General features: G+C 72.7%; 17 protein-coding genes and 1 tRNA gene. 6 read left to right on the top strand and 12 right to left on the bottom strand.

Features of this window, described 5'->3' with window-relative positions:
- Positions 1 to 99 precede the first annotated feature (99 nt).
- From prmC to argS, 9 genes are all read right to left on the bottom strand, one after another.
- Positions 100 to 987 carry a peptide chain release factor N(5)-glutamine methyltransferase gene (prmC, locus tag BIV01_RS08290; protein ID WP_071302573.1) on the bottom strand — a complete coding sequence of 296 codons (888 nt, stop codon included), beginning with the start codon at positions 985 to 987 and terminating at the stop codon, positions 100 to 102.
- Positions 988 to 1,007: 20 nt separating this feature from the next.
- Positions 1,008 to 2,090 (bottom strand): peptide chain release factor 1, encoded by a 1,083-nt coding sequence (gene prfA, locus BIV01_RS08295; RefSeq protein WP_070416296.1) that lies wholly within the window; start codon positions 2,088 to 2,090, stop codon positions 1,008 to 1,010.
- Between the two features lie 3 nt (positions 2,091 to 2,093).
- Positions 2,094 to 4,328 (bottom strand): transcription termination factor Rho, encoded by a 2,235-nt coding sequence (gene rho, locus BIV01_RS08300; RefSeq protein ID WP_071302515.1) that lies wholly within the window; start codon positions 4,326 to 4,328, stop codon positions 2,094 to 2,096.
- Positions 4,329 to 4,489: 161 nt separating this feature from the next.
- A complete protein-coding gene (gene thrB / locus BIV01_RS08305) occupies positions 4,490 to 5,449 on the bottom strand; it encodes a homoserine kinase (protein ID WP_071302516.1) in 960 nt (319 codons plus the stop codon).
- A 32-nt stretch (positions 5,450 to 5,481) separates the two neighbouring features.
- On the bottom strand, positions 5,482 to 6,561 hold the full coding sequence (gene thrC, locus BIV01_RS08310; protein WP_070416299.1) for a threonine synthase: 1,080 nt from the start codon (positions 6,559 to 6,561) through the stop codon (positions 5,482 to 5,484).
- A 44-nt stretch (positions 6,562 to 6,605) separates the two neighbouring features.
- Positions 6,606 to 7,913, bottom strand: coding sequence for a homoserine dehydrogenase (locus BIV01_RS08315; protein WP_071302517.1), 1,308 nt, complete (start codon positions 7,911 to 7,913; stop codon positions 6,606 to 6,608).
- Between the two features lie 44 nt (positions 7,914 to 7,957).
- The gene (gene lysA, locus BIV01_RS08320) at positions 7,958 to 9,361 is read right to left on the bottom strand and encodes a diaminopimelate decarboxylase (RefSeq protein ID WP_071302518.1); all 1,404 of its coding nucleotides are present in this window, start codon (positions 9,359 to 9,361) and stop codon (positions 7,958 to 7,960) included.
- Between the two features lie 58 nt (positions 9,362 to 9,419).
- Positions 9,420 to 10,175 carry an LmeA family phospholipid-binding protein gene (locus BIV01_RS08325; RefSeq protein WP_071302519.1) on the bottom strand — a complete coding sequence of 252 codons (756 nt, stop codon included), beginning with the start codon at positions 10,173 to 10,175 and terminating at the stop codon, positions 9,420 to 9,422.
- Positions 10,176 to 10,381: 206 nt separating this feature from the next.
- Positions 10,382 to 12,052 (bottom strand): arginine--tRNA ligase, encoded by a 1,671-nt coding sequence (argS, locus tag BIV01_RS08330; RefSeq protein ID WP_071302520.1) that lies wholly within the window; start codon positions 12,050 to 12,052, stop codon positions 10,382 to 10,384.
- A gap of 59 nt (positions 12,053 to 12,111) precedes the next feature.
- Here argS and BIV01_RS08335 point away from each other — a divergent pair, with 59 nt between their 5' ends.
- The 5 genes from BIV01_RS08335 to BIV01_RS08355 all read left to right on the top strand — a co-directional run bounded on the left by BIV01_RS08335 (position 12,112) and on the right by BIV01_RS08355 (position 19,341).
- Positions 12,112 to 12,687, top strand: coding sequence for a hypothetical protein (locus BIV01_RS08335; protein ID WP_071302521.1), 576 nt, complete (start codon positions 12,112 to 12,114; stop codon positions 12,685 to 12,687).
- A gap of 111 nt (positions 12,688 to 12,798) precedes the next feature.
- A tRNA-Arg gene (locus BIV01_RS08340) sits at positions 12,799 to 12,870 on the top strand.
- 187 nt (positions 12,871 to 13,057) lie between these two features.
- Positions 13,058 to 14,053, top strand: coding sequence for a Gfo/Idh/MocA family protein (locus BIV01_RS08345; RefSeq protein WP_254791803.1), 996 nt, complete (start codon positions 13,058 to 13,060; stop codon positions 14,051 to 14,053).
- A 45-nt stretch (positions 14,054 to 14,098) separates the two neighbouring features.
- Complete coding sequence (locus tag BIV01_RS08350; RefSeq protein ID WP_071302523.1) at positions 14,099 to 18,025, top strand: Pls/PosA family non-ribosomal peptide synthetase; 3,927 nt, start codon at positions 14,099 to 14,101, stop codon at positions 18,023 to 18,025.
- Entirely contained in the window at positions 17,950 to 19,341 is a 1,392-nt protein-coding gene (locus BIV01_RS08355) for a M1 family metallopeptidase (protein WP_254791804.1), read from the top strand. The genes BIV01_RS08350 and BIV01_RS08355 overlap by 76 nt, the downstream gene beginning before the upstream one ends.
- A 25-nt stretch (positions 19,342 to 19,366) precedes the next feature.
- On the opposite strand, the gene BIV01_RS08360 is transcribed toward BIV01_RS08355, so the two are convergent.
- The gene (locus BIV01_RS08360) at positions 19,367 to 19,663 is read right to left on the bottom strand and encodes a helix-turn-helix domain-containing protein (protein ID WP_070416307.1); all 297 of its coding nucleotides are present in this window, start codon (positions 19,661 to 19,663) and stop codon (positions 19,367 to 19,369) included.
- Positions 19,664 to 19,708: 45 nt separating this feature from the next.
- Here BIV01_RS08360 and map point away from each other — a divergent pair, with 45 nt between their 5' ends.
- Positions 19,709 to 20,476: a type I methionyl aminopeptidase gene (gene map, locus BIV01_RS08365; protein WP_071302524.1), complete on the top strand. Its 768-nt coding sequence runs from the start codon at positions 19,709 to 19,711 to the stop codon at positions 20,474 to 20,476.
- Here map and BIV01_RS08370 read toward each other — a convergent pair.
- The gene (locus tag BIV01_RS08370) at positions 20,460 to 21,023 is read right to left on the bottom strand and encodes a 4'-phosphopantetheinyl transferase family protein (RefSeq protein WP_071302525.1); all 564 of its coding nucleotides are present in this window, start codon (positions 21,021 to 21,023) and stop codon (positions 20,460 to 20,462) included. The genes map and BIV01_RS08370 overlap by 17 nt on opposite strands.
- Before the next feature lie 24 nt (positions 21,024 to 21,047).
- A complete protein-coding gene (locus BIV01_RS08375; RefSeq protein ID WP_022905704.1) occupies positions 21,048 to 21,251 on the bottom strand; it encodes a hypothetical protein in 204 nt (67 codons plus the stop codon).
- Positions 21,252 to 21,336 lie beyond the last annotated feature (85 nt).

Raw genomic sequence — 21,336 nt, forward strand, 5'->3', positions numbered from 1 at the left:
GGAACGAACGACCAGGTACGCACGGAACGGCCCGCCATGCGCGGAGCGGCCCACAGGACCACGCGCCCACACCGGCCAGGAGGCGCGGCTCGACCCCGCCTAGCGCGTCGCCGTGGTCGTGCGGTCGCGTCCCGTCAGGTCGACGTGCGTCTCCGGGGAACGGAACCCCCGGCGCGCCAGGACCTCGCGCACGCCGGCGCCCTGCGGCTCGGCGTGCTCGATGACGACGACTCCCCCGGGGACGAGCAGGCGCCACGCGGTCTCGGCGAGGGCACGCACCGCGTCGAGTCCGTCCGGACCGCCGTAGAGCGCCACCGCCGGGTCGTGGTCGCGGACCTCGGGGTCGATCGGCACCGCGTCGTCGGGCACGTACGGCGGGTTCGACACGACGACCGACACCGTGCCGTCGAGCTCGGGCAGGGCGTCGGCGAGGTCGCCCTCGACGAGGCGGACCGTCCCGCCGTACGCGTCGATGTTGCGCCGCGTCCACGGGAGCGCCTCGGGCGAGCGTTCGACCGCGTACACGACCGCGTTCGGCACCTCGGTGTCCATGGCGATGGCGATCGCGCCGCTGCCGGACCCGAGGTCGACGGCGACCGGCGACGGCACGGGCACCGCGCGGAGTGCGTCGATGCCGAACTGCACGACGCCCTCGGTCTCCGGCCGCGGGACGAACACGCCGGGGCCGACGGCCAGGGTCAGCGCCCGGAAGTACGCCTCGCCGGTGATGTGCTGGAGCGGCTCGCGGGTGACGCGTCGGGCGACGGCGTGCCGGAAGCGCTCGACGTGCTCGGCAGCGATCGCGCCGCCGGTCATCGCCCGGGCCTGCACGGCGCCGCGCGAGGTGTCGGTCGCCCAGGCGAGCAACAGCTCCGCGTCCACCTGCGGGGTCGGGACGCCGGCCGCGTCGAACGCCGCGGCCGCCTCGCGCAGGAGGCGGTCCGCGGCGAACGCGACGGGCGTGTCGGAGGCGGGTCGCGCCTCCAGGCCGTCCGAGGGGACGTCGCTCACGCGTCCTGGTCGCCGATGGCGGCCAGTCGTGCCTCTTCGTCCGCCTGGATGGCGGACTGGATGACGGGTTCGAGCGCACCGTTCATGACGCGGTCGAGGTCGTACGCCTTGTACCCGGTGCGGTGGTCCGCGATGCGGTTCTCCGGGAAGTTGTACGTGCGGATGCGCTCAGAACGGTCCATGCCGCGGATCTGCGACTTGCGCGCGTCCGAGGCGATGGCGTCGAGCTCCTCCTGCTGTCGCGCGAGGATGCGGGCACGCAGGACGCGCATGCCGGCCTCGCGGTTCTGCAGCTGCGACTTCTCGTTCTGCATCGCGACCGTGATGCCCGTGGGCAGGTGGGTGATGCGGACCGCGGAGTCGGTCGTGTTGACGGACTGTCCCCCGGGCCCGGAGGACCGGTAGACGTCGATCTTGAGGTCGTTCTGGTTGATCTGGACCTCTTCGGGCTCGTCGACCTCGGGGAAGACGAGCACGCCGGTCGTCGAGGTGTGGATGCGCCCCTGCGACTCGGTCGCCGGCACACGCTGCACGCGGTGCACGCCGCCCTCGTACTTGAGGTGCGCCCAGACGCCCTGGGACGGATCGGTCGCGTTCGACTTGATCGCGACCTGGACGTCCTTGTAGCCACCGAGGTCGGACTCGGTGCGCTCGAGCATCTCGATCTTCCAGCCCTTGGACTCGGCGTAGTGCGAGTACATGCGCAGGAGGTCGGCCGCGAAGAGCGCCGATTCCTCGCCGCCCTCGCCACCCTTGATCTCCATGATCACGTCGCGCCCGTCGTCGGGGTCGCGCGGGATGAGCAGCCGGCGGAGACGCTCCTGGCGCTCCGACAGCTGCTCCTCGAGCGCCGGGACCTCGTCCGCGAACGCCTCGTCCTCACGCGCGAGCTCCTGGGCGGCGGCGAGGTCGTCCCCCGCCGCCTTCCAGGACTCGTACGCGGACTTGATCTGGTTGAGCTCGGCGTACCGCCGGTTCACCTTCTTCGCCCGGGCCGCATCGGCGTGGAGCGCGGGGTCCGACAGCTGCTGCGTCAGGTCCTCGTGTTCCGCCAGCAGCCCTGCCACCGACTCGAACACGCGTTACTCCTGGTGACCGTTGTGGTGCCCACCGGTCGTGGGGACCGACTTCTGCACCTGGACCAGGAACTCGACGTTCGACTGCGTCTCCTTGAGGTTCCGCAGCACGATCTCGAGGGCCTGCTGCGGGTCGAGCCCGGCGAGGGCACGGCGCAGGCGCCACGTGATCTTGACCTCGTCGGCGGAGAGCAGCTGCTCCTCGCGACGGGTGCCGGACGCGTTGACGTCGACGGCCGGGAAGATCCGCTTGTCGGCCAGGTGACGGTTGAGGCGGAGCTCCATGTTGCCGGTGCCCTTGAACTCCTCGAAGATCACCTCGTCCATCTTCGACCCGGTCTCGACGAGCGCCGTCGCGAGGATGGTCAGCGAACCGCCGTCCTCGATGTTGCGTGCGGCGCCGAAGAAGCGCTTCGGCGGGTAGAGGGCCGACGAGTCGACGCCACCGGAGAGCACGCGACCGGAGGCCGGCGTCGCCAGGTTGTAGGCGCGGCCCAGACGGGTGATCGAGTCGAGGAGCAGGACCACGTCGTGACCCAGCTCGACGAGGCGCTTCGCACGCTCGATGGCGAGCTCGGCGACCGTGGTGTGGTCTTCTGCCGGACGGTCGAAGGTCGAGGCGATGACCTCGCCCTTCACCGTGCGCTGCATGTCGGTGACCTCTTCGGGCCGCTCGTCCACGAGGACGACCATGAGGTGCGCCTCGGGGTTGTTCTTCGCGATCGCGTTGGCGATGGCCTGCAGCACGACGGTCTTGCCGGCCTTCGGCGGGGAGACGATCAGGCCGCGCTGGCCCTTGCCGATCGGCGACACGAGGTCGATGATCCGCGTGCTGAGCTTCGAGGGCTCGGTCTCGAGGCGGAGACGCTCGTTCGGGTACAGCGGGGTGAGGTCCTGGAAGTCGACGCGCGCGGCGGCCTCGTCAGCGGTCTGCCCGTTGACCGAGTCGACCTTCACGAGCGCGTTGTACTTCTGGCGGCTCTGCTGTTCGTTGTCGCGCGGCTGCTTGATCGCACCGACGACCGCGTCGCCCTTGCGCAGGTGGTACTTCTTCACCTGGCCGAGGGAGACGTAGACGTCGTTCGGGCCCGGCAGGTAACCGGTCGTGCGCACGAAGGCGTAGTTGTCGAGGACGTCGAGGATGCCCGCGATCGGGATGAGGACGTCGTCCTCGGTGATCTCCGGCTCGAACTCGTCGTTCTGCCCGCCGCGGCCGCGCTTGCGGTCACGCTGGCGACGGCTGCGGCCGCCCTCGGTCTCGTCGGCGTTCTGCTGGGCCTGCTGCTGCTTCTGCTGACCCTGCTGGCCCTGCTGGCCCTGCTGCTTCTGCTGGCCGTTCTGCTGCTGGCCGTTCTGCTTCTGCTCGTTCTTGTCGTCCTGCTGGGCGTTCTTCTGGTCGCCCTGCTGGCCCTGGCCGTTCTGGCCGTTCTGGCCGTTCTTCTGGGCCGCGTCGGTCTTCGGGGCGTTGTCGCGACCGTTCTGGTCGCCGCCCTGCTCGCCGTTCTCGGCGTTCTGGCCACGGCCACGACCGCGACCACGGCTGCGACGACCGCGGCGCGAGCCGCCCTCGCCCTGCTGGTCGCTCTGGTCGCCCGACTCGGTGCCGTGCGCGGACTGCTCCTGCTGGTCGCCCGCGGCGTCCGGCTGGGTCGGCTGCTCGGCCTGGTCCGGCGTCTGCTCGGTGCGTTCGGTGCGCTCGGCCTGCTGGCCGTTCTGCTGGTCGCGCTGCCCGCGGCCACGACGCTGGCCGCCGGTCTGCGCGGCTTCCTGGGCGTCCTTCTCGGCGCGGACCTGGTCGAGCCCGGCGAGGAGGTCCTCGGTGCCGGTCTGACCGTGGTTGGTGTGCTCGGCGGCCGAGGTCGGCGCGGCGCTCACGGTGCCGCCGGAGGAGGCACGGCGCGAACGGCGGGCCCGCGAGGACGCCGGCTGCTCGGCCGGGGCCTCGGTCGCTGCCGGTGCGTCGGCGACGGCCTCAGCGGCGGGTGCTGCGGGTGCCTCGGTCGGCTCCGGCAGCGTCGGCTGCTCGGCCACGGGGGCCTCGACCGCGGGTGCGGCCGGCTCGGCGGGAGCGTCGTCCGTCACGGGACGCTTGTCCTCGATCGAGGCGATGAGGTCGCCCTTGCGGAGCTTCGAGAGCCCCGTGATGCCGAGGGAGGAGGCGATGCGCTGGAGTTCCGGGAGCCGGAGGGCGCGCAGATCGCTGGGGATCTCCACCTGGGTGGAGTCGTTGACGTTCGTCAAGGTCGGTGTTTCCTTTCGAACCGCAGAACGCGGAGAGTTTCCACCGTCCCGGATGCACGGGTATGCATCGACCGCCGTTCAGACGACGGACCGGGATTCGGTGATCAGAAAGAGATTGCCCCCGCGCACCGGACCCAGCATGGCGAGGAAGTTCCTGCTGCCTACGCGGGTTCGGCTTGGAGCGCCGAGTGCGGCACCACTGTAGCACCACCGAGGTCGACGGCCAGCATGAGCGGCCGCCAGTCGGATTCCCCGTGTCGCGACACGAGGTCGGCCGCGGTGAGTCGCTGTGCGGGGTCACTGCCGAGGACCAGGAGGCTCGGGCCGGCTCCGGAGACGACCGCCGCCAGGCCGTGCTGCCGCAGCAGGCCGATGAGGGCGTCGGTCTCCGGCATGGCGCTGGCACGGTAGGCCTGGTGCAACCGGTCCTCGGTCGCCGCCAGGAGCAGCTCGGGGCTCTGGATGAGCGCGGCGACGAGCAGGGCGGAGCGGGACACGTTGAACGCGGCGTCCTCGTGCGGGACGCTCGCCGGCTGCAGGGAGCGCGCGAGCTTCGTCGAGAGCGTCGAGGTCGGCACGAAGACCACCGGCGAGACACCGCGGTGGACGAGCAGGCGCTTGTACGCCGGGCCCTCCGTGGTCATCCACGCGATGGTCAGCCCGCCGAAGAGCGCCGGCGCGACGTTGTCCGGGTGCCCCTCCATCTCGGTCGCGAGCGTGAGCAGGGTCGAGGCGTCGAGGTCGACGACGCCCTCGAGCAACCCGCGCGCGGCCATCAGCCCGGCGACGATCGCGGCCGCCGAGGACCCCATGCCGCGGCCGTGCGGGATGGCGTTCACCGCGTGCAGCTCGAGGCCGGGCTGCTGTGCGACGCCGGCGTGCTCGAGCCCGCGGCGGACGGCGCGGACGACGAGGTTCGTGTCGTCGGTGGCGACCTCACCCGCGCCGACACCGTCGACCGTGACGGTCGCGCCGGGCTCGGGCCGGACCCGGACGACGACCTCGTCGTAGAGCGACAGGGCGAGGCCGAGGGAGTCGAACCCCGGTCCGAGGTTCGCGGAGGTCGCCGGGACCCGTACGCGGACCGCCCGTCCGGCCGGTACAGCGATCTGGGCGGTCATGCCCTCCCCCGGTCCGGACGAACGGTCGGGGCTCACTCGGCGCCGACCAGTCCGAGCACGTCGGCGACCGACTTGGTGTCGACCGGGACGCTCGTCGGGGTGACCTCGCCGCCGTCCTGCGTGCGGAGGGCCCACTGCGGGTCCTTGAGGCCGTGGCCGGTCACCGTGATGACGACCTTCGCGCCCTTCGGCACGACGCCGGCGTCGGCACGCTCGAGGAGCCCGGCGACGCCGATGGCCGAGGCGGGCTCGACGAAGACGCCGACCTCGGCGGAGAGGATGCGGTGCGCGGCGAGGATCGCCTCGTCGGTGATGGCACCGAAGTAGCCGTCGGTCTCGTCACGGGCCTCGAGCGCGAACTCCCACGAGGCCGGGTTGCCGATGCGGATCGCGGACGCGATGGTGTCCGGGTTGCGGACGACCTCGCCGCGGACGATCGGGGCCGAGCCCGCGGCCTGGAAGCCGAACATGCGCGGGAGCCTGGACGACCGACCGGCGGCCACGTCCTCGCGGTAGCCGCGGGAGTACGCCGTGTAGTTGCCCGCGTTGCCGACCGGCAGGAAGTGGAAGTCGGGCGCGTCACCGAGGACGTCGACGACCTCGAACGCGGCGGTCTTCTGCCCCTCGATGCGGTCGTTGTTGACCGAGTTCACCAGGTGCACCGGGTAGTTCGCGGCGAGGTCGCGCGCGATGTCGAGGCAGTCGTCGAAGTTGCCCTGCACCTGCAGCAGCTGGGCGTCGTGGGCGACGGCCTGGCTGAGCTTGCCCATGGCGATCTTGCCCTCGGGCACGAGCACCGCGGCGGTGATGCCGGCGTGCGTGGCGTACGCGGCGGCGGAGGCGCTCGTGTTGCCGGTCGAGGCGCAGATGACGGCCTTCGCACCGTGCTCGACGGCCTTCGAGATCGCCATGGTCATGCCGCGGTCCTTGAACGACCCGGTCGGGTTCATGCCCTCGAACTTGACGTAGACCTCGGCCCCCGTGCGCTCGGACAGGCGGCGCGCCGGGATGAGCGGGGTCCCGCCCTCACCGAGCGTGACGACGGGCGTCGCCTCGGTGACGTCGAGACGGTCGGCGTACTCGCGCAGGACACCCTGCCACTGGTGGGCCATGAGGCTCCCCTTCTTGTCGGTTCTGGAGTTCGGTCGGGCGCGGCTCAGGCGCCGACGACGCGGAGGACGCTCGTGACCTCGGCAACGACGTCCTCGTTGCGGAGGGCGACCACGGTCGCGGCGAGGTCGGACTCGCGCGCCAGGTGCGTGCCGATGACGAGGGTCGCGGTCGCGTCGGACCCGGTGGCGACGGTCTGCTCGACGGTCTCGACGCTGACGCCGTGCTTCGCGAGGACGCCGGCGACGGTCGACAGGACACCCGGGGCATCCGTGACGTGCAGCGTGATCTGGTAGCGCGTGCGGACGGTGCCGATCGGGAACACCGGCAGCGCGGACTGGGTCGACTCGGCGATGCCGGGGCCACCGATGACGTGTCGGCGTGCGGCGGACACCAGGTCGCCCAGGACGGCCGAGGCGGTCTCGACCCCGCCGGCACCGGCGCCGTAGAACATCAGGTCGCCGGCGGCCTCGGCCTCGACGAACACGGCGTTCTTCGCCCCGTGCACGCTCGCGAGCGGGTGCGACTCCGGCACCAGGGCCGGGTACACGCGGGCGCTGACGCCCTCGGTGCCCTGCTCGTCGGTCAGGCGCTCCGCCGTCGCGAGGATCTTCACGACGTACCCGGCCTTGCGCGCGGCCCGGACCTGCTCGATCGTCACCGAGGTGATGCCCTCGCGGTGGACGGCGGCGAGCGGCACCGAGGTGTGGAACGCGAGGGACGCCAGGATCGCGGCCTTCTGCGCGGCGTCGTAGCCCTCGATGTCGGCGGTCGGGTCGGCCTCGGCGTACCCGAGCTCGGTGGCGGTCGCGAGGGCATCCTCGAACGTCGAGCCCTCGCGGTCCATCAGGTCGAGGATGAAGTTGGTCGTGCCGTTGACGATGCCCATGATGCGCTCGATGCGGTCACCGGCGAGGGAGTCGTGCAGCGGTCGGATGATCGGGATCGCGCCGGCGACGGCGGCCTCGTAGTAGAGCTGTGCGCCCACCTGCTCGGCGACCGCGAAGAGCTCCGGGCCGTGGGTCGCCAGGAGGGCCTTGTTGCCGGTGACGACGTCGGCGCCGGACTGCAGCGCCTGAAGCACGAGCGTCCGTGCCGGCTCGATGCCGCCGATCAGCTCGACGACGATGTCCGCGCCGAGGATGAGCGACGCCGCGTCCGTCGTGAAGAGCTCCTTCGGCAGGTCGACGTCGCGCGGGGCGTCGAGGTCGCGCACCGCGATCCCGACGAGCTCGAGGCCGGCCCCGGCGCGCGAGGCGAGCTCGTCGCCGTGTTCGAGGAGCAGCCGCGCCACCTGGGAACCGACCGAGCCGGCTCCGAGCAGCGCGACGCGGACGTTGCGGTATTCGATCATCTGGTGCGGGTCCTGTTCGTGGGGAGTCGGGTCGTCCGAGGGGCTCAGGCCCCCGGGACCACCCCGGTGTCGCGGGCGAGGAGGTCGTCGATCGACTCGCCACGCACGAGGATACGGGGTACGCCGTCGGCGACCGCCACGACCGGCGGGCGTCCGACGTGGTTGTAGTTGCTCGCCAGGCTCCAGCAGTACGCACCGGTGGCGGCCACGGCGAGGAGGTCCCCGCGGTGCACGTCACCGGGCAGGTACTCGTCGTTCACGACGATGTCGCCGGACTCGCAGTGCTTCCCGACCACGCGGGTGAGGACGGCGGGGGCGTCGGACGTCCGGGCGAGCCGGGCCGTGTAGTCGGCGCCGTAGAGCGCGGGCCGGGCGTTGTCGCTCATGCCGCCGTCGACCGACACGTACGTCCGGGTGGCGGGCTCCTGCTCGTCGTCCGAGAGCGTCACGGGCTTGATGGTGCCGACGCGGTAGAGCGTGATGCCCGCGGGCCCGACGATGTACCGGCCGGGCTCGACCGCCATCTCGGGGACGGGGATGTCCCGCTCCGCGCAGGCCTCGGCCACGATGGCCGCCAGCGCGTCGGCGACGTCCTCCGGCTCGAACGCCGAGTCGGCCTCGGTGTAGTCGATGCCCCAGCCGCCGCCGAGGTTGAGCTCCGGCACCGGACCGGTCGCCACGAGCGTGGCGTGCACGTCCATCAGGCGACGCGCGGCCTCGCGGAAGCCGGACTCGTCGAAGATCTGCGAGCCGATGTGCGAGTGCAGGCCGACGAAGGCGAGCGAGGGCTCGGCGCGGACGGCCTCGGCAGCGGTGACGGCCTCGGTCAGGGGGATGCCGAACTTCTGGTCCTCGCGCGCGGTGGCGAGGTACTCGTGCGTCGACGCGTGCACCCCGCTGTTGATCCGGATGCGGACGCGCTGCACGACCCCGGCGTCGGCCGCGGCACGGGCGACGCGCTGCACTTCCTCGTGGCTGTCGAGGACGATGGTGCCGACGCCGACCTCGACCGCGCGGGCGATCTCGGCGTCCGACTTGTCGTTGCCGTGGAAGCCGAGCAGCGCCGGGTCGACTCCCCCGGCCAGGGCCACCGCGAGCTCGCCGCCGGTGCACACGTCGACGCGGAGGTCGGCCTCGACCATCCACGCCGCGACCTGCGTCGTCAGGAACGCCTTGCCGGCGTAGTAGACGTGCGACCGGGTGCCGATCCGCTCGAACGCCTCGGTGAAGGCGTTCCGCACCCGCACCGCACGGGACTGCACGTCGCGTTCGTCGACCACGTACAGCGGCGTGCCGAACTGCGCGACCAGGTCGGAGGCGGCGATCCCGCCGACGACGAGCTCGCCGTCGTCGGTCCGGGTCGCGGAGGCGGGCCAGATCCGCGCGGTCAGCGCGGAGGCGTCCGTCGGGAACCGCAGGTGCTGCGGGGCAAGGGGGTTCTCGCTCACGGGACCCGATCCTACCGAGCCGAGCCGCGCCTCCTGGCCGTGTGACGCAGCCACGTGCTCAACCGCACGAACCGACCGTCTGCAGCCCCGCCTCGTTGAGCGGCAGCGAGTCGGCCGTGACGCGCACCGTCGCCTCGGAGGCGGTGACGTCGAGCGACCGCACGAGGAGCCCCGAGGGCAGGAACTGCGCCGTGCAGACCTCGACGGGGACGTTCGTGACGCCCGGGATGGAGTCCACTTTGAGGCCGAGCGACGAGTTCGTGATCCGCACCGTCTTCGGCGTGATCGTGATGCCCTTGCCGTCGTCCTGCGCGGCGACGTCGCCCTTCGCCGCGTAGGTGATGTCGTAGCCGAGGACCGCGGTCTTGCCGGAGAGCTCCACGCCACCGTCGACCAGGCTGAGCCGGTCGAACAGCGGACTGTACTTCGACAGGTCCTTCACGGACGCGGCCGCCAGCCGGACGTGGCCGTCGACGTCGCGCACGTCGCCCTCGCCGTCGACGGGCACGTCTCGCGCGGTGACGTCGGCGGCGAGGGGGATGCCGTCGATCGTGAGCTTCTCGGAGGAGATCTCGACCTCGTCGAGCTGCCCGCTGATCAGCTGCGGGATGACGATGCCCTTCGCGTGCGCCTCGACCTCGCCGGTGGCGCCGGACGGCAGCGACTGCTCGACCTGCTGGGCGATGATGCGGTCGACGACCCCGCGGAGGACGAACTCGGCGATCACGACGAGCGCGGCGAGGACGACCACGACGACGATCAGCACGACGGGCCAGCGACGGCGCTTCCGGGGGGTCACGGTGGCGGCGGACATGCGTCCCACCTTGCCAGGTGGCCCCGGCAGCGAGCCTGGAGGCGCGGCGTGCGCCCGGCGCGCCGGCCACGACGACCGCTACATGCGCTCCGGCCGCGTGCGCCCAGCGCCCGCCGCACAACGGAAGTCGCCCCGAACCACGGCATTCCGCAGTTCGGGGCGACTTTGGTTGTGCGCAGCGCTCCGCGCTGGCCGGACGGCGACCGCTACATGCGCTCCGGCGCCGTCACGCCGAGCAGGCCCAGCCCGTTGCGGACGACCTGGCCGGTGGCGTCGTTCAGCCAGAGGCGCGTGCGGTGCAGGTCGGTCACGGGCTCGTCGCCGAGGGGCGTGACCCGGCAGGCGTCGTACCAGCGGTGGTAGAGCCCGGCGAGCTGCTCGATGTACCGCGCCACACGGTGCGGCTCGCGCAGCTCGGCCGCCTGGCGCACCACGCGCGGGTACTCCGCCAGGGCGCCGAGCAGGGCCCCCTCGGTGTCGTGCGTCAGGAGCGAGGCGTCGAAGGCCGACCGGTCCACCCCGGCGTTCGCGGCGTTGCGGGCCACGGACTGCGTGCGGGCGTGGGCGTACTGCACGTAGAACACGGGGTTGTCGTTCGTGCGCTTCGTGAGCAGGTCGAGGTCGATGTCGATCGCGGTGTCGCTGGCGAACCGGACGAGCGAGTACCGGCCGGCGTCCACACCCACGGCGTCGACGAGGTCCTCCATCGTGACGATCGTGCCGTTGCGCTTCGACATGCGCATCGGCTCGCCGTCCTTGAGCAGGTTGACCATCTGCCCGATGAGGATCTCGAGGTTCTTGCCCGGCTCGTCCCCGAACGCGGCGCACATCGCCATCATCCGGCCGACGTAGCCGTGGTGGTCCGCGCCGAGCATGATGAGGTTCCGCTCGAACCCGCGCTCGCGCTTGTCGAGGTAGTACGCCAGGTCGCCGGCGATGTAGGCGGGCTCGCCGTCCGACTTGATGACGACGCGGTCGCGGTCGTCGCCGAAGTCGGTGGTCCGGAGCCACTCGGCCCCCTCGGCCTCGTACATCACGCCCGACGAGCGGAGTCGCTCGATGGCGCGCTCGACGGCCTTCGACTCGTGCAGGGCGTTCTCGTGGAAGTACACGTCGAAGTCGACGCCGAAGTCGTGCAGCGACGACTTGATGTCCGCGAACATGAAGTCGACGCCCTCGCGCCGGAAGAGCTCCTGCGCCTCGTCGCGCGGCAGGTCCTTGACGTCGACCGACGGGTCGAGCGTCGCGATCACGCGCGCCGCGATCTCGGCGATGTACGCGCCGCCGTAGCCGTCCTCTGGCGTGGGCTCACCGAGCGCCGACGCGACGAGGGAGCGGGCGAAGCGGTCGATCTGCGCGCCGTGGTCGTTGAAGTAGTACTCGCGGGTGACGAGGCCGCCCTGCGCCTGGAACACCCGCGCGAGGCTGTCGCCCACCGCGGCCCAGCGCACGCCGCCCATGTGGATCGGCCCGGTCGGGTTCGCGGACACGAACTCGAGGTTGATCCGCACGCCGTCGTACAGGTCGCCGTGCCCGAAGGACTCGCCGCCCTCGACGATCGTGCGCGCGATCTCGCCGGCAGCGGCGGCCTCGAGCGTGATGTTGATGAAGCCGGGGCCAGCGACGTCGACCGAGTCCACGCCGTCGAGCTCGGTCAGCTCGCCGGCGATCTCCGTCGCGAGCTCGCGCGGGTTCGTGCCGAGCCGCTTCGCGAGCTGCATCGCCGCGTTCGAGGCCCAGTCGCCGTGCGCGCGGTTCTTCGGACGTTCGAGTGCCGCGTGGGACTCCTCGATGGTCACGGTGTCGGACGCGCCTCGTCGCTCGACGATCCCGGTCAGGATCGACAGGTACGCGGCGGAGAGTTCGGCAGGAGTCACGAGGGTCGAGTCTACCGGGACGCACAGGTCCTCCCCGGTCGATGCACCATCATGTCGGGATGACCACCCGCAGCCGCGTCCGGGCGATCAGCGTCGCCCTCCTCACCGTGTCCGCGTCCGTCGCCCTGGTGGCGTGCTCCGGCGGCGGCTCGGACGGCGCCACGCCGAGCGCCACGGCGGGTCCGATCGGGAAACGGGTCGCACAGACGTGCACCGAGCTCCTGCCCGCCGACGCCCTGTCCGTCTACGGGAAGACGTTCACCCTCGACGACGACTTCACGCCGGAGAAGGGGACCCCGGCGGCGCGCATCGCCGAGCAGCGCGGCCGCGTGTGCCACTGGAGCGCGACCGACGACGCCTCGACGACGATCACGGTCGCCGTCGCCGACCTGCCTGAGAAGTCGCTCACGAACCTCAAGGACGCGCTCTACGAACGGGGCGGATCCGTGCCGACCTACCGGGTCGAGGGCTACTTCTCGCTCACCGACGGCGTCGGGCGCGCGGACGCCTTCGCCGACCCGTACTGGATCACCGCGACCTCCACCCTCTTCACCGAGCCCGGCGGCGCGCAGCCGGTCGTCGACGCGGTGCGGAGCGTCGTGCAGCCGGGCGCGTCCGCGACGCCGGCCGGCTGACCCGACACGGGTCGGACGGGAGGCGCGGTGCGGGCCCGACCCGCGCCTCCCGTCACGACACGCGTGGTCTCGGACAGCCGTGCGGACCTGCTACGGTTGGTTCCACCCAGGGCCCCCATAGCTCAGGGGATAGAGCACTGCCCTCCGGAGGCAGGGGCGGAGGTTCGAATCCTCCTGGGGGCACAGGAAATACCCGCGGAAGCAGGCGACTTCGCTTCGCTCAGGCGGCTGCCCGCGATGTCGGCTTCGCCGACCTTCCCTCCGGGGCCGGTCGGGGCAGGGGCCATCCGGTAGCGTCGGGCTCATGACGATGGTGTTCCCGGAACCTGGTGTTGCGCCGCTGCGAGGCGGGCCGAGGCTCGGATGGGGCGTGATCGGGCCCGGCGAGATCGCGGGCGACTTGACGTCGACGCTCCACGCGAACTCCGACCAGCGCGTCGTCGCCGTCGGCTCCCGCTCCCCCGAACGCGCCGCCGCCTTCGCCCGGCGACACGGGATCCCCGGCGTGCACGGCTCGTACGAAGCCCTCGTCGCGGACCCCGCCGTCGACGTCGTCTACGTCGCCTCACCGCACCCGCAGCACCTCGGCCACGCGCTCCTCGCGATCGCCGCGGGCAAGCACGTCCTCGTCGAGAAGCCGATGACCACGTCGGAGGCGGACACCCGCACCCTCACCGAGGCCGCCCGTAGCGCCGGGGTGTTCGCGATGGAGGCGATGTGGACCCGGTACCTCCCGGGGACCACCGTCGTCGCACGGCTCCTCGCCGACGGCGCCCTCGGCGACGTCCGGCTCGCGTCCGTCGACGTCGGCTGGCCGCACGACCCCGACCCCGCCGACCGCATGTTCGACCCTGCCGCCGGCGGCGGCGCCCTCCTCGATGCCGGTGTCTACGGGCACTGGTTCGCACGGTTCGCCACCGGCGCCCCGGTGACCAGCAGCACGACGGGAGCGGTCTCCGGACGCGGGGTGGACCTCCAGTCCGTCACCGTGTCGACGACGGCCGGCGGCGCGCAGGCCGTGGTGACCACGACGATGACGGCGTGGACACCCGGACTCGCGGTCATCGCGGGGAGCACGGCCACCGTGCGGTACACCGACCACTTCGTGTTCCCGGCGTCCTTCGCGCTGCACCACGGCGCGGAGGCGGCGCACTGGGAGGACGAGAGCGGCCTCCGTGGAAGACAGGGCCTCGTCTGGCAGACCGCGGCGCTCGCGCAGTACGTCACCGAGGGGCGCACGGAGTCGCCGCTGCACTCGCTCGACGACTCGATCGGGCTCGCCGCGACGCTCGACGCGGCGCGGTCCGCGCTCGGTCCCCGGGTGGACGCCCCCGGTGTTTCCGAACGCGACACGTCCACCCCCTAGGATCACGGGCCGGTCGACCCCGCACGCGACCGGGAAGAGGACTCGATGACCGCAGCCACCGGGAACCCGCAGCACGAACTCGCCCGGGGCGCCGACGCCCCGGCACCACGGACCCTGCTCGACGTCCTCACCGCGACCGCCGCCGAGCACCCCGACGCCACCGCGCTCGAGGACCCGGCCGGCACGATCGACTACGCGACGCTCGTGCGACTGGTGCACGAGCAGGCCGACGACCTCGCGCGACGCGGGGTCCGACGGGGCGACCGGGTGGGTGTCCGGATCCCGTCCGGCGGGCGCGACCTGTACGTGTCGATCCTCGCGGTGCTCGCCGCCGGCGCCGCGTACGTCCCGGTGGACGCGGACGACCCCGAGGAACGCGCCACGCTCGTGTTCGGCGAGGCCGGCGTCGTCGGCGTGATCGGAGTGGGCGGCGTCCTGCGTGACCGCGACGGCGCGGAACTCCCGGTGACCGACCCCGCGGCGAGCGCCGAGCTCCCCCGGCAGGACGACGACGCGTGGATCATCTTCACGTCAGGGTCGACCGGTGTGCCCAAGGGCGTCGCCGTGACGCACCGGTCCGCTGCGGCGTTCGTGGACGCCGAGGCGCGGATGTTCCTGCAGGCCGCGCCGATCGGTCCGGGCGACCGGGTGCTGGCGGGTCTGAGCGTGGCGTTCGACGCGTCGTGCGAGGAGATGTGGTTGGCGTGGGGCCACGGTGCGTGTCTGGTGCCGGCGCCGCGGTCGCTCGTGCGCACGGGTGTGGACCTGGGGCCGTGGCTCATCGCGCACGGGATCACGGTGGTGTCGACGGTGCCGACGCTCGCGGCGCTGTGGCCGGACGACGCGCTGGAGCAGGTGCGGTTGGTCATCTTCGGTGGTGAGGCCTGCCCGCCGGAGCTCGCTGCGCGGATCGCGAGCCGCGAGCGGGAGGTGTGGAACACGTACGGTCCGACCGAGGCGACGGTGGTGGCGTGCGGTGCCCTGCTCGACGGGAGCACGCCGATCCGGATCGGGTTGCCGTTGGACGGCTGGGACCTCGCGGTGGTGGACGCGGCGGGTGCCCGGGTGGAACCGGGGGGTGTCGGGGAGCTCGTCATCGGCGGCGTCGGGCTCGGGCGGTACCTGGACCCGGCGAAGGACGCCGAGAAGTACGCGCCGTTCCCGGAGCTCGGGTGGGAGCGGGCGTACCGGAGCGGTGACCTGGTGCGGTACGACCCCGAGGGACTCGTGTTCCAGGGTCGTGCGGACGACCAGGTGAAGCTCGGCGGTCGTCGCATCGAGCTCGGGGAGATCGACGCGGCGTTGCAGGGGCTGCCGGACGTGGCCGGGGGTGCTGCCGTGGTGCAGCGGACGCCGGCGGGCAACCAGGTGCTGGTCGGGTACGTCGCGCCGGTCGCGGGTGCGACGGTGGACGTGGCGGCGGCGAACGCTCGGCTGCGCGAGGAGCTCCCGGCGGCGCTCGTGCCCCTGCTCGCGGTGGTGGACTCGCTGCCGACGCGGACCTCGGGCAAGGTCGACCGTGCCGCGCTCCCGTGGCCGTTGCCGGGGTCGTCGGACACGGCGATGCTCCCGGACACGGTGGCGTGGATCGCCGAGCGGTGGTCCGCGATCCTCGGGGTGCCGGTGGCCAGCGTCGACGACGACTTCTTCGCGCACGGCGGCGGGTCGCTGACGGCGGCGCAGCTCGTGTCGGCGATCCGTGAGCGCTTCCCGACGACGACGGTGGCCGACGTGTACGACCACCCGCGGATCGGGGCGCTGGCGGACGCGCTCGACGACTCCGGCCCGGTGACGTCGGTGCCGCGCGACGTCCGGCCGGTCCCGCCGGCGACGGGTGTGGTGATGACGGCGCTCGGGCTGCCCCTGCAGGTGCTCCGTGGTCTGCGGGTGCTGACGTGGACGGCGCTCGTGGCGGCGGTGCTGCACGCGACGACGCTGCCGTCCGTCCCGGTGCTGCCCTGGCCGGCGCTCGTCGTGGCGCTCGTCCTGTTCGTCACCCCGGCGGGGAAGATGGCCGTGACGGTCGTCCTCGTCCGGGCCCTGCTCGTCGGGGTGCGTCCGGGTGACCACCCTCGTGGCGGGTCGGTGCACGTGCGGGTCTGGCTCGCGGAGCGGATCGCCGAGGCGGTGGACGGCCCCTCGACGGCCGGTGCGCCGTGGATCAGCTACTACGCCAGGGCCTTGGGCGCGACGATCGGCAAGGACGTGGACCTGCACGCGCTGCCGCCGGTGACCGGGATGCTGACGGTCGGCAAGCGGGCGTCGATCGAGCCCGAGGTCGACCTCGCCGGGCACTGGGTGGACGGCGACGTGTTCCGGCTCGGCCGGGTCCGGATCGACGCGGACGCCGTGGTGCACAGCCGGACGACGCTGCTGCCGGGTGCGCACGTGGGCGTCGGTGCCGAGGTGGAGGCCGGTTCCGCGGTCGCCGACCGGGTCCCCGACGGGGAGCGGTGGGCGGGGTCGCCGGCGGAACGCGTCGGGTCGGCTCGGCAGGACCGGGAGGCGCGGCCCCCGTCCCGACGCCGGTGGCTGTTGGCGTACGGGGCCGGGTCGCTGGCCGTGGCCGGGTTGCCGGTGATCGGTGTCGCCGCGGGGGTGGGGTTGGTGTGGCTCCTCGTCGGACCGGTCGCGTCCCTCCAGCGGGCCGTGCTGCTCGCGCTGGCGTGGGTACCGGTGGGGACGGTCGTCGCGGGGCTCGTGTACGCGGCACTCGTCGTGGCCGCGGTGCGGTTGCTCGGGATCGGTCTGCACGAGGGTCGGCACCCGGTGCGCTCCCGGATCGGCTGGCAGGTGTGGACGACCGAGCGGATCCTCGACGGCGCCCGGACGCTGCTGTTCCCGGTGTACGCGTCGCTCGTGACCCCGCTCTGGCTCCGACTGCTCGGGGCGCGGGTGGGACGGAACACCGAGATCTCGACGGTCCTGCTCATCCCTGCGCTCACGCAGATCGCCTCGGGGGCGTTCCTCGCCGACGACACGATGGTGGCGACGTACGAGCTCGGCGGCGGTCGGGTGCGGATCGGTCGGTCGAAGGTGGGGCGGCGGGCGTTCCTCGGCAACAGCGGGATGACGGGCGCCGGACGTTCGGTGCCGCGCGAGGCCCTGGTCGCGGTGCTGTCCGCCGTCCCGAAGAAGGCGAAGCGCGGATCGTCGTGGCTCGGCTCTCCCCCGGTGCGGCTCCGGCGCGCGACGGCGGAGTTCGACGAGGAGCGCACGTTCCGGCCGCCGCGGTCCCTCAAGGTCGCTCGAGGCTGCTGGGAGCTCCTGCGCCTGGTCGCCCCGATGGTGTCCGCGGGGATCGCGCTCGGGGTCGTCGGCACGCTGCTCGCGCTCTGGACGGCAGTCGGCATCGGGTGGACGGTGCTGCTCGCCGGGCCGGTGCTCATCGTCGCCGGTGCCGTCGCAGCGGTGGTGTCGACGATCGCGAAGTGGTCCTTCGTCGGCCGGATCGCCGCCCGTGAGCACCCGCTCTGGTCGTCGTTCGTGTGGCGGAACGAGGTGCAGGACACGTTCGTCGAGACCGTCGCCCGGCCGTGGTTCGCCGAGCAGGCGACGGGGACCCCGGCCCTCGCTGCGTGGCTCCGCAGCCTCGGGGCGACGATCGGCCGCGGCACCTGGCTCGAGACGTACTGGCTCCCGGAGGCCGACCTCGTGACGATCGGGTCCGGAGCCGCCGTGGCCCGCGGCACGGTCGTGCAGACGCACCTGTTCCACGACCGGGTGATGCAGCTCGACGAGGTCCGCCTCGACCCGGGTGCGACGCTCGGGCCGCACAGCGTGGTGCTGCCGGCGGCGGGCATCGGACCGGGCGCCACCGTCGGGCCGGCCTCGCTCGTGATGCGCGGCGAGCAGGTGCCCGGCGGGACGCACTGGTCCGGCAACCCGATCGCTCCGTGGACATCGGCGCCGCCGGTGCCGGCGCGGTCGTCCGTCGAGCACGTCGCCGTGGCAGACTCGACGGCACCGTGAAGCCCGCCTCGACGAACCCAGACGCCGACCCGTACACCCCGCACAGCGGCGACCGACGGTGGAGCGCCCACCACTACGAGCTCCGTCTGGAGTACCGCGTCGCGACGAACCGCCTCGACGGCACCGCGACGATCACCGGCCGTGCGCACGAGGACCTCGACCGTGTCGTCCTCGACCTGCACGGCATGACGGTCGACCGTGTGGACGTCGACGGCAAGCGGGCGAGGAAGCACTCGACCGCGACGCACAAGCTCACCGTGACCCCGGCCGAGCCCGTCGCCGCCGGCACGGAGTTCACCGTCCACGTGCGGTACCGCGGCACACCGCACCCGCTCCGCAGTCCGTGGGGCCAGATCGGCTGGGAGGAGCTGACCGATGGTGTCATCGTCGCGGCACAGCCCACCGGCGCCCCGTCGTGGTTCCCGTGCAACGACCGACCGGACGACAAGGCCACCTACCGGTTCGAGATCACCGCCGAGGCCGCGTACGACGTCGTCGCGAACGGCGAGCTGCTCGGCAAGGAGCGCGCCCGCGCCGGCACGACGTGGACGTACGCCACGACCGAGCCGATGGCGACCTACCTCGCGACGGTGCAGATCGGGCGCTACCGCACGACGAGGCTCCGCGGCTCGGACACCCCCGTCACGCTGCACCACCCCGCCGACCTCGGCACGGCCGCGAAGACGGACTTCGGACGGGTACCGGACATGCTCGCCCTGTACGCGGACCGGTTCGGGCCGTACCCGTTCGCGTCGTACGGCGTCGTGGTGACCGACGACGAGCTCGAGATCCCGCTCGAGGCGCACGGCCTGGCGGTGTTCGGCCGGAACCACGTCGACGGCGAGCACGGCACCGACCGGCTGATCGCACACGAGCTCGCGCACCAGTGGTTCGGCAACTCCGTGACGGTCGCCAGGTGGAAGGACATCTGGTTGCACGAGGGCTTCGCCTGCTACGCCGAGTGGCTCTGGTCGGAGCACCGAGGCGGCGACTCGGCGGACACCCTCGCGGCGACGTACCGCGACGGGCTCCTGGAGCAGCCCGAGGACCTCGTCGTGGCCGACCCGGGCCCGAAGGACATGTTCGACGACCGGGTCTACAAGCGCGGCGCCCTGGCCCTGCACGCCGTCCGTCGGTCGGTCGGCGACGACGCGTTCTTCGCCGGGCTCCGGACGATCACCGAGCGACACCGGTACGGGTCGGTCGCACCGGAGGACGTGCACGCCGCGTTCGCCGACGCAGCAGGGACCGACGTCGACGCGGTCCGGGCCGTGACGGCACCCTGGCTCGACGAGCCCACCGTCCCCGCGCTCTAGGGAACCGTCGGCGGCGTCGCGCGCGTCAGCTCGCGGTCTCGACCAGGTCCGGAGCGCCGCCGACGTCGGCCGTCTCCGGGGTACCGTTCACCTCGGCCCACACCGCGTCGAGGGACAGCCCGACGACCCCGGCGACGGACGCGATGGTCGAGAACGCCGGCGTCGCGATGCGGCCGGTCTCGATCTTCCGCAGCGTCTCCGGCGAGATCCCGGCCCGCAGCGCCGTGTCGAGCATCGAGCGCTCCCCGCGGGCACGACGGAGCAGCGCTCCGAGCCGCCGACCACGGGCGACCTCGTCGGGGCTGAGCGGGAGACGGACCATGTGCCCACACTAATACCGGTTTTCCAGTACCGGTATGATCATCCCATGATCGAGATCCTCACCCCGGCCGAGGTCGACCGGGCCCGCGCCACCGGAGCCCTCGTCGGCACGATCCTGCAGACCCTGCGCGAGCGCACCCGCGTCGGCACGAACCTGCTCGAGATCGACCGGTGGACGAAGGCGATGATCGAGGACGCCGGCGCCGAGTCCTGCTACGTCGACTACGCCCCGTCGTTCGGACGCGGGCCGTTCGGCCACCACGTGTGCACCGCCGTCAACGACGCCGTCCTGCACGGACTCCCCCACGACCGGACCCTGCAGGACGGCGACCTGCTGACGCTCGACCTGGCCGTCTCGCTCGACGGCATCGCCGCCGACGCCGCCGTCAGCTTCGTGGTCGGCACACCGGACCCGGCCGACCTGGCCCTCATCGACGCCACCGAGCGCGCCCTCGCCGCAGCGATCGAGACCGCCGGCCCCGGGGTCCGCACGGGCGACCTGTCGCACGCCATCGGCACGGTGCTCGAGGGCGCCGGCTACCCCGTCAACGTCGAGTTCGGCGGCCACGGCATCGGCTCGACGATGCACCAGGACCCGCACGTGTCGAACACCGGGCGCCCCGGACGCGGCTACACCCTCCGCCCCGGGCTGCTCCTCGCGCTCGAGCCGTGGGTGATGGCGGACACCGACGTGCTCGTCACCGACCCGGACGGCTGGACGCTCCGCAGCGCCACGGGAGCACGCACCGCGCACACCGAGCACACGGTGGCGATCACCGAGGACGGCGTCGAGGTCCTCACGCTCCCACGCTGACCGGAGCCCCTCCCGCCGCGACCGCGAGCACCATGTCGACCGCGGGGAACAGCACCGAGACCGGCTGCGTCACTCCGTCGAGGACCGCCGTGCCCCGACCCAGGTCGACGTCGACGCGGGTCGGGTCCACCCGGAGTCCTCGGCCGTCACGCTTCAGGACGGCCTCCTTCACGGCCCAGCACGCCGCCCGGGCAGTGTCGTCGCCGGACCGGGCGAGCTCCCCGGGCGTGAAGGCGTCGAGCGGGGCTGCCGCGACCCGCGACACGCGCTCGAGGTCGACGCCGATCCCGGGTGGTCCGACGGCCAGTGCGACGAGGTCGGTGGTCCGTGCGAGGCTCACGCCGACGGCGGAGCCGTCGACCTCGGCCCAGGGGCGGCCGTGGTCCGTCGCGGCGCAGTGCGGGCAGACGCGCCCCGCGCGCACGGCAGAGACGTCGACACCCGCCGCCGACGCGACGGCGGTGAGCAGCGCCTCCCGGTCCGCGTCGGGACTGCCGCCGGACCGCCGGATCGTCACCACGACGGTCTGGAGGCGCGGGAGAGTCACGCAGGCGAGCCTACGTCGGGTGGTTCAGGCGTGGGTGAGCGCGATGAGCGCGACGTTCATCGTGCTGTAGAGCCCTTCGGACCGGGTCGCCTGGCGCACCCGTCCGCGGAGGACCTCGTAGCGGCCGTCGTGCTCGCGCACGAAGCCGATGACACCGCTCGCCGGCGTCGACACACGGTGGTAGCCGTCCTCGAGTGGGACGACCTCGGTGCTGGTTGTTCGCTCCATTGCAGTTCCCCTGTCTCGTTCGTCGTCGAACGCTCCCCGAGCATACCCCGGTCCGGGGTACAACACCTGCACAGGCCCGGGGTTC

The sequence above is a fragment of the Curtobacterium sp. MCBA15_013 genome, assembly GCF_001865095.1.
Classification (GTDB): domain Bacteria; phylum Actinomycetota; class Actinomycetes; order Actinomycetales; family Microbacteriaceae; genus Curtobacterium.

What these genes read in the sequence shown, in the direction of transcription:
- BIV01_RS08360 (WP_070416307.1), bottom strand. Translation starts at nt 19,663, where the DNA reads ATGGTCCGTCTCCCGCTCAGCCCCGACGAGGTCGCCCGTGGTCGGCGG.
- BIV01_RS08335 (WP_071302521.1), top strand. Translation starts at nt 12,112, where the DNA reads ATGACCACCCGCAGCCGCGTCCGGGCGATCAGCGTCGCCCTCCTCACC.
- map (WP_071302524.1), top strand. Translation starts at nt 19,709, where the DNA reads ATGATCGAGATCCTCACCCCGGCCGAGGTCGACCGGGCCCGCGCCACC.
- BIV01_RS08350 (WP_071302523.1), top strand. Translation starts at nt 14,099, where the DNA reads ATGACCGCAGCCACCGGGAACCCGCAGCACGAACTCGCCCGGGGCGCC.
- thrB (WP_071302516.1), bottom strand. Translation starts at nt 5,449, where the DNA reads ATGACCGCCCAGATCGCTGTACCGGCCGGACGGGCGGTCCGCGTACGG.
- BIV01_RS08325 (WP_071302519.1), bottom strand. Translation starts at nt 10,175, where the DNA reads ATGTCCGCCGCCACCGTGACCCCCCGGAAGCGCCGTCGCTGGCCCGTC.
- thrC (WP_070416299.1), bottom strand. Translation starts at nt 6,561, where the DNA reads ATGGCCCACCAGTGGCAGGGTGTCCTGCGCGAGTACGCCGACCGTCTC.
- BIV01_RS08315 (WP_071302517.1), bottom strand. Translation starts at nt 7,913, where the DNA reads ATGATCGAATACCGCAACGTCCGCGTCGCGCTGCTCGGAGCCGGCTCG.
- BIV01_RS08375 (WP_022905704.1), bottom strand. Translation starts at nt 21,251, where the DNA reads ATGGAGCGAACAACCAGCACCGAGGTCGTCCCACTCGAGGACGGCTAC.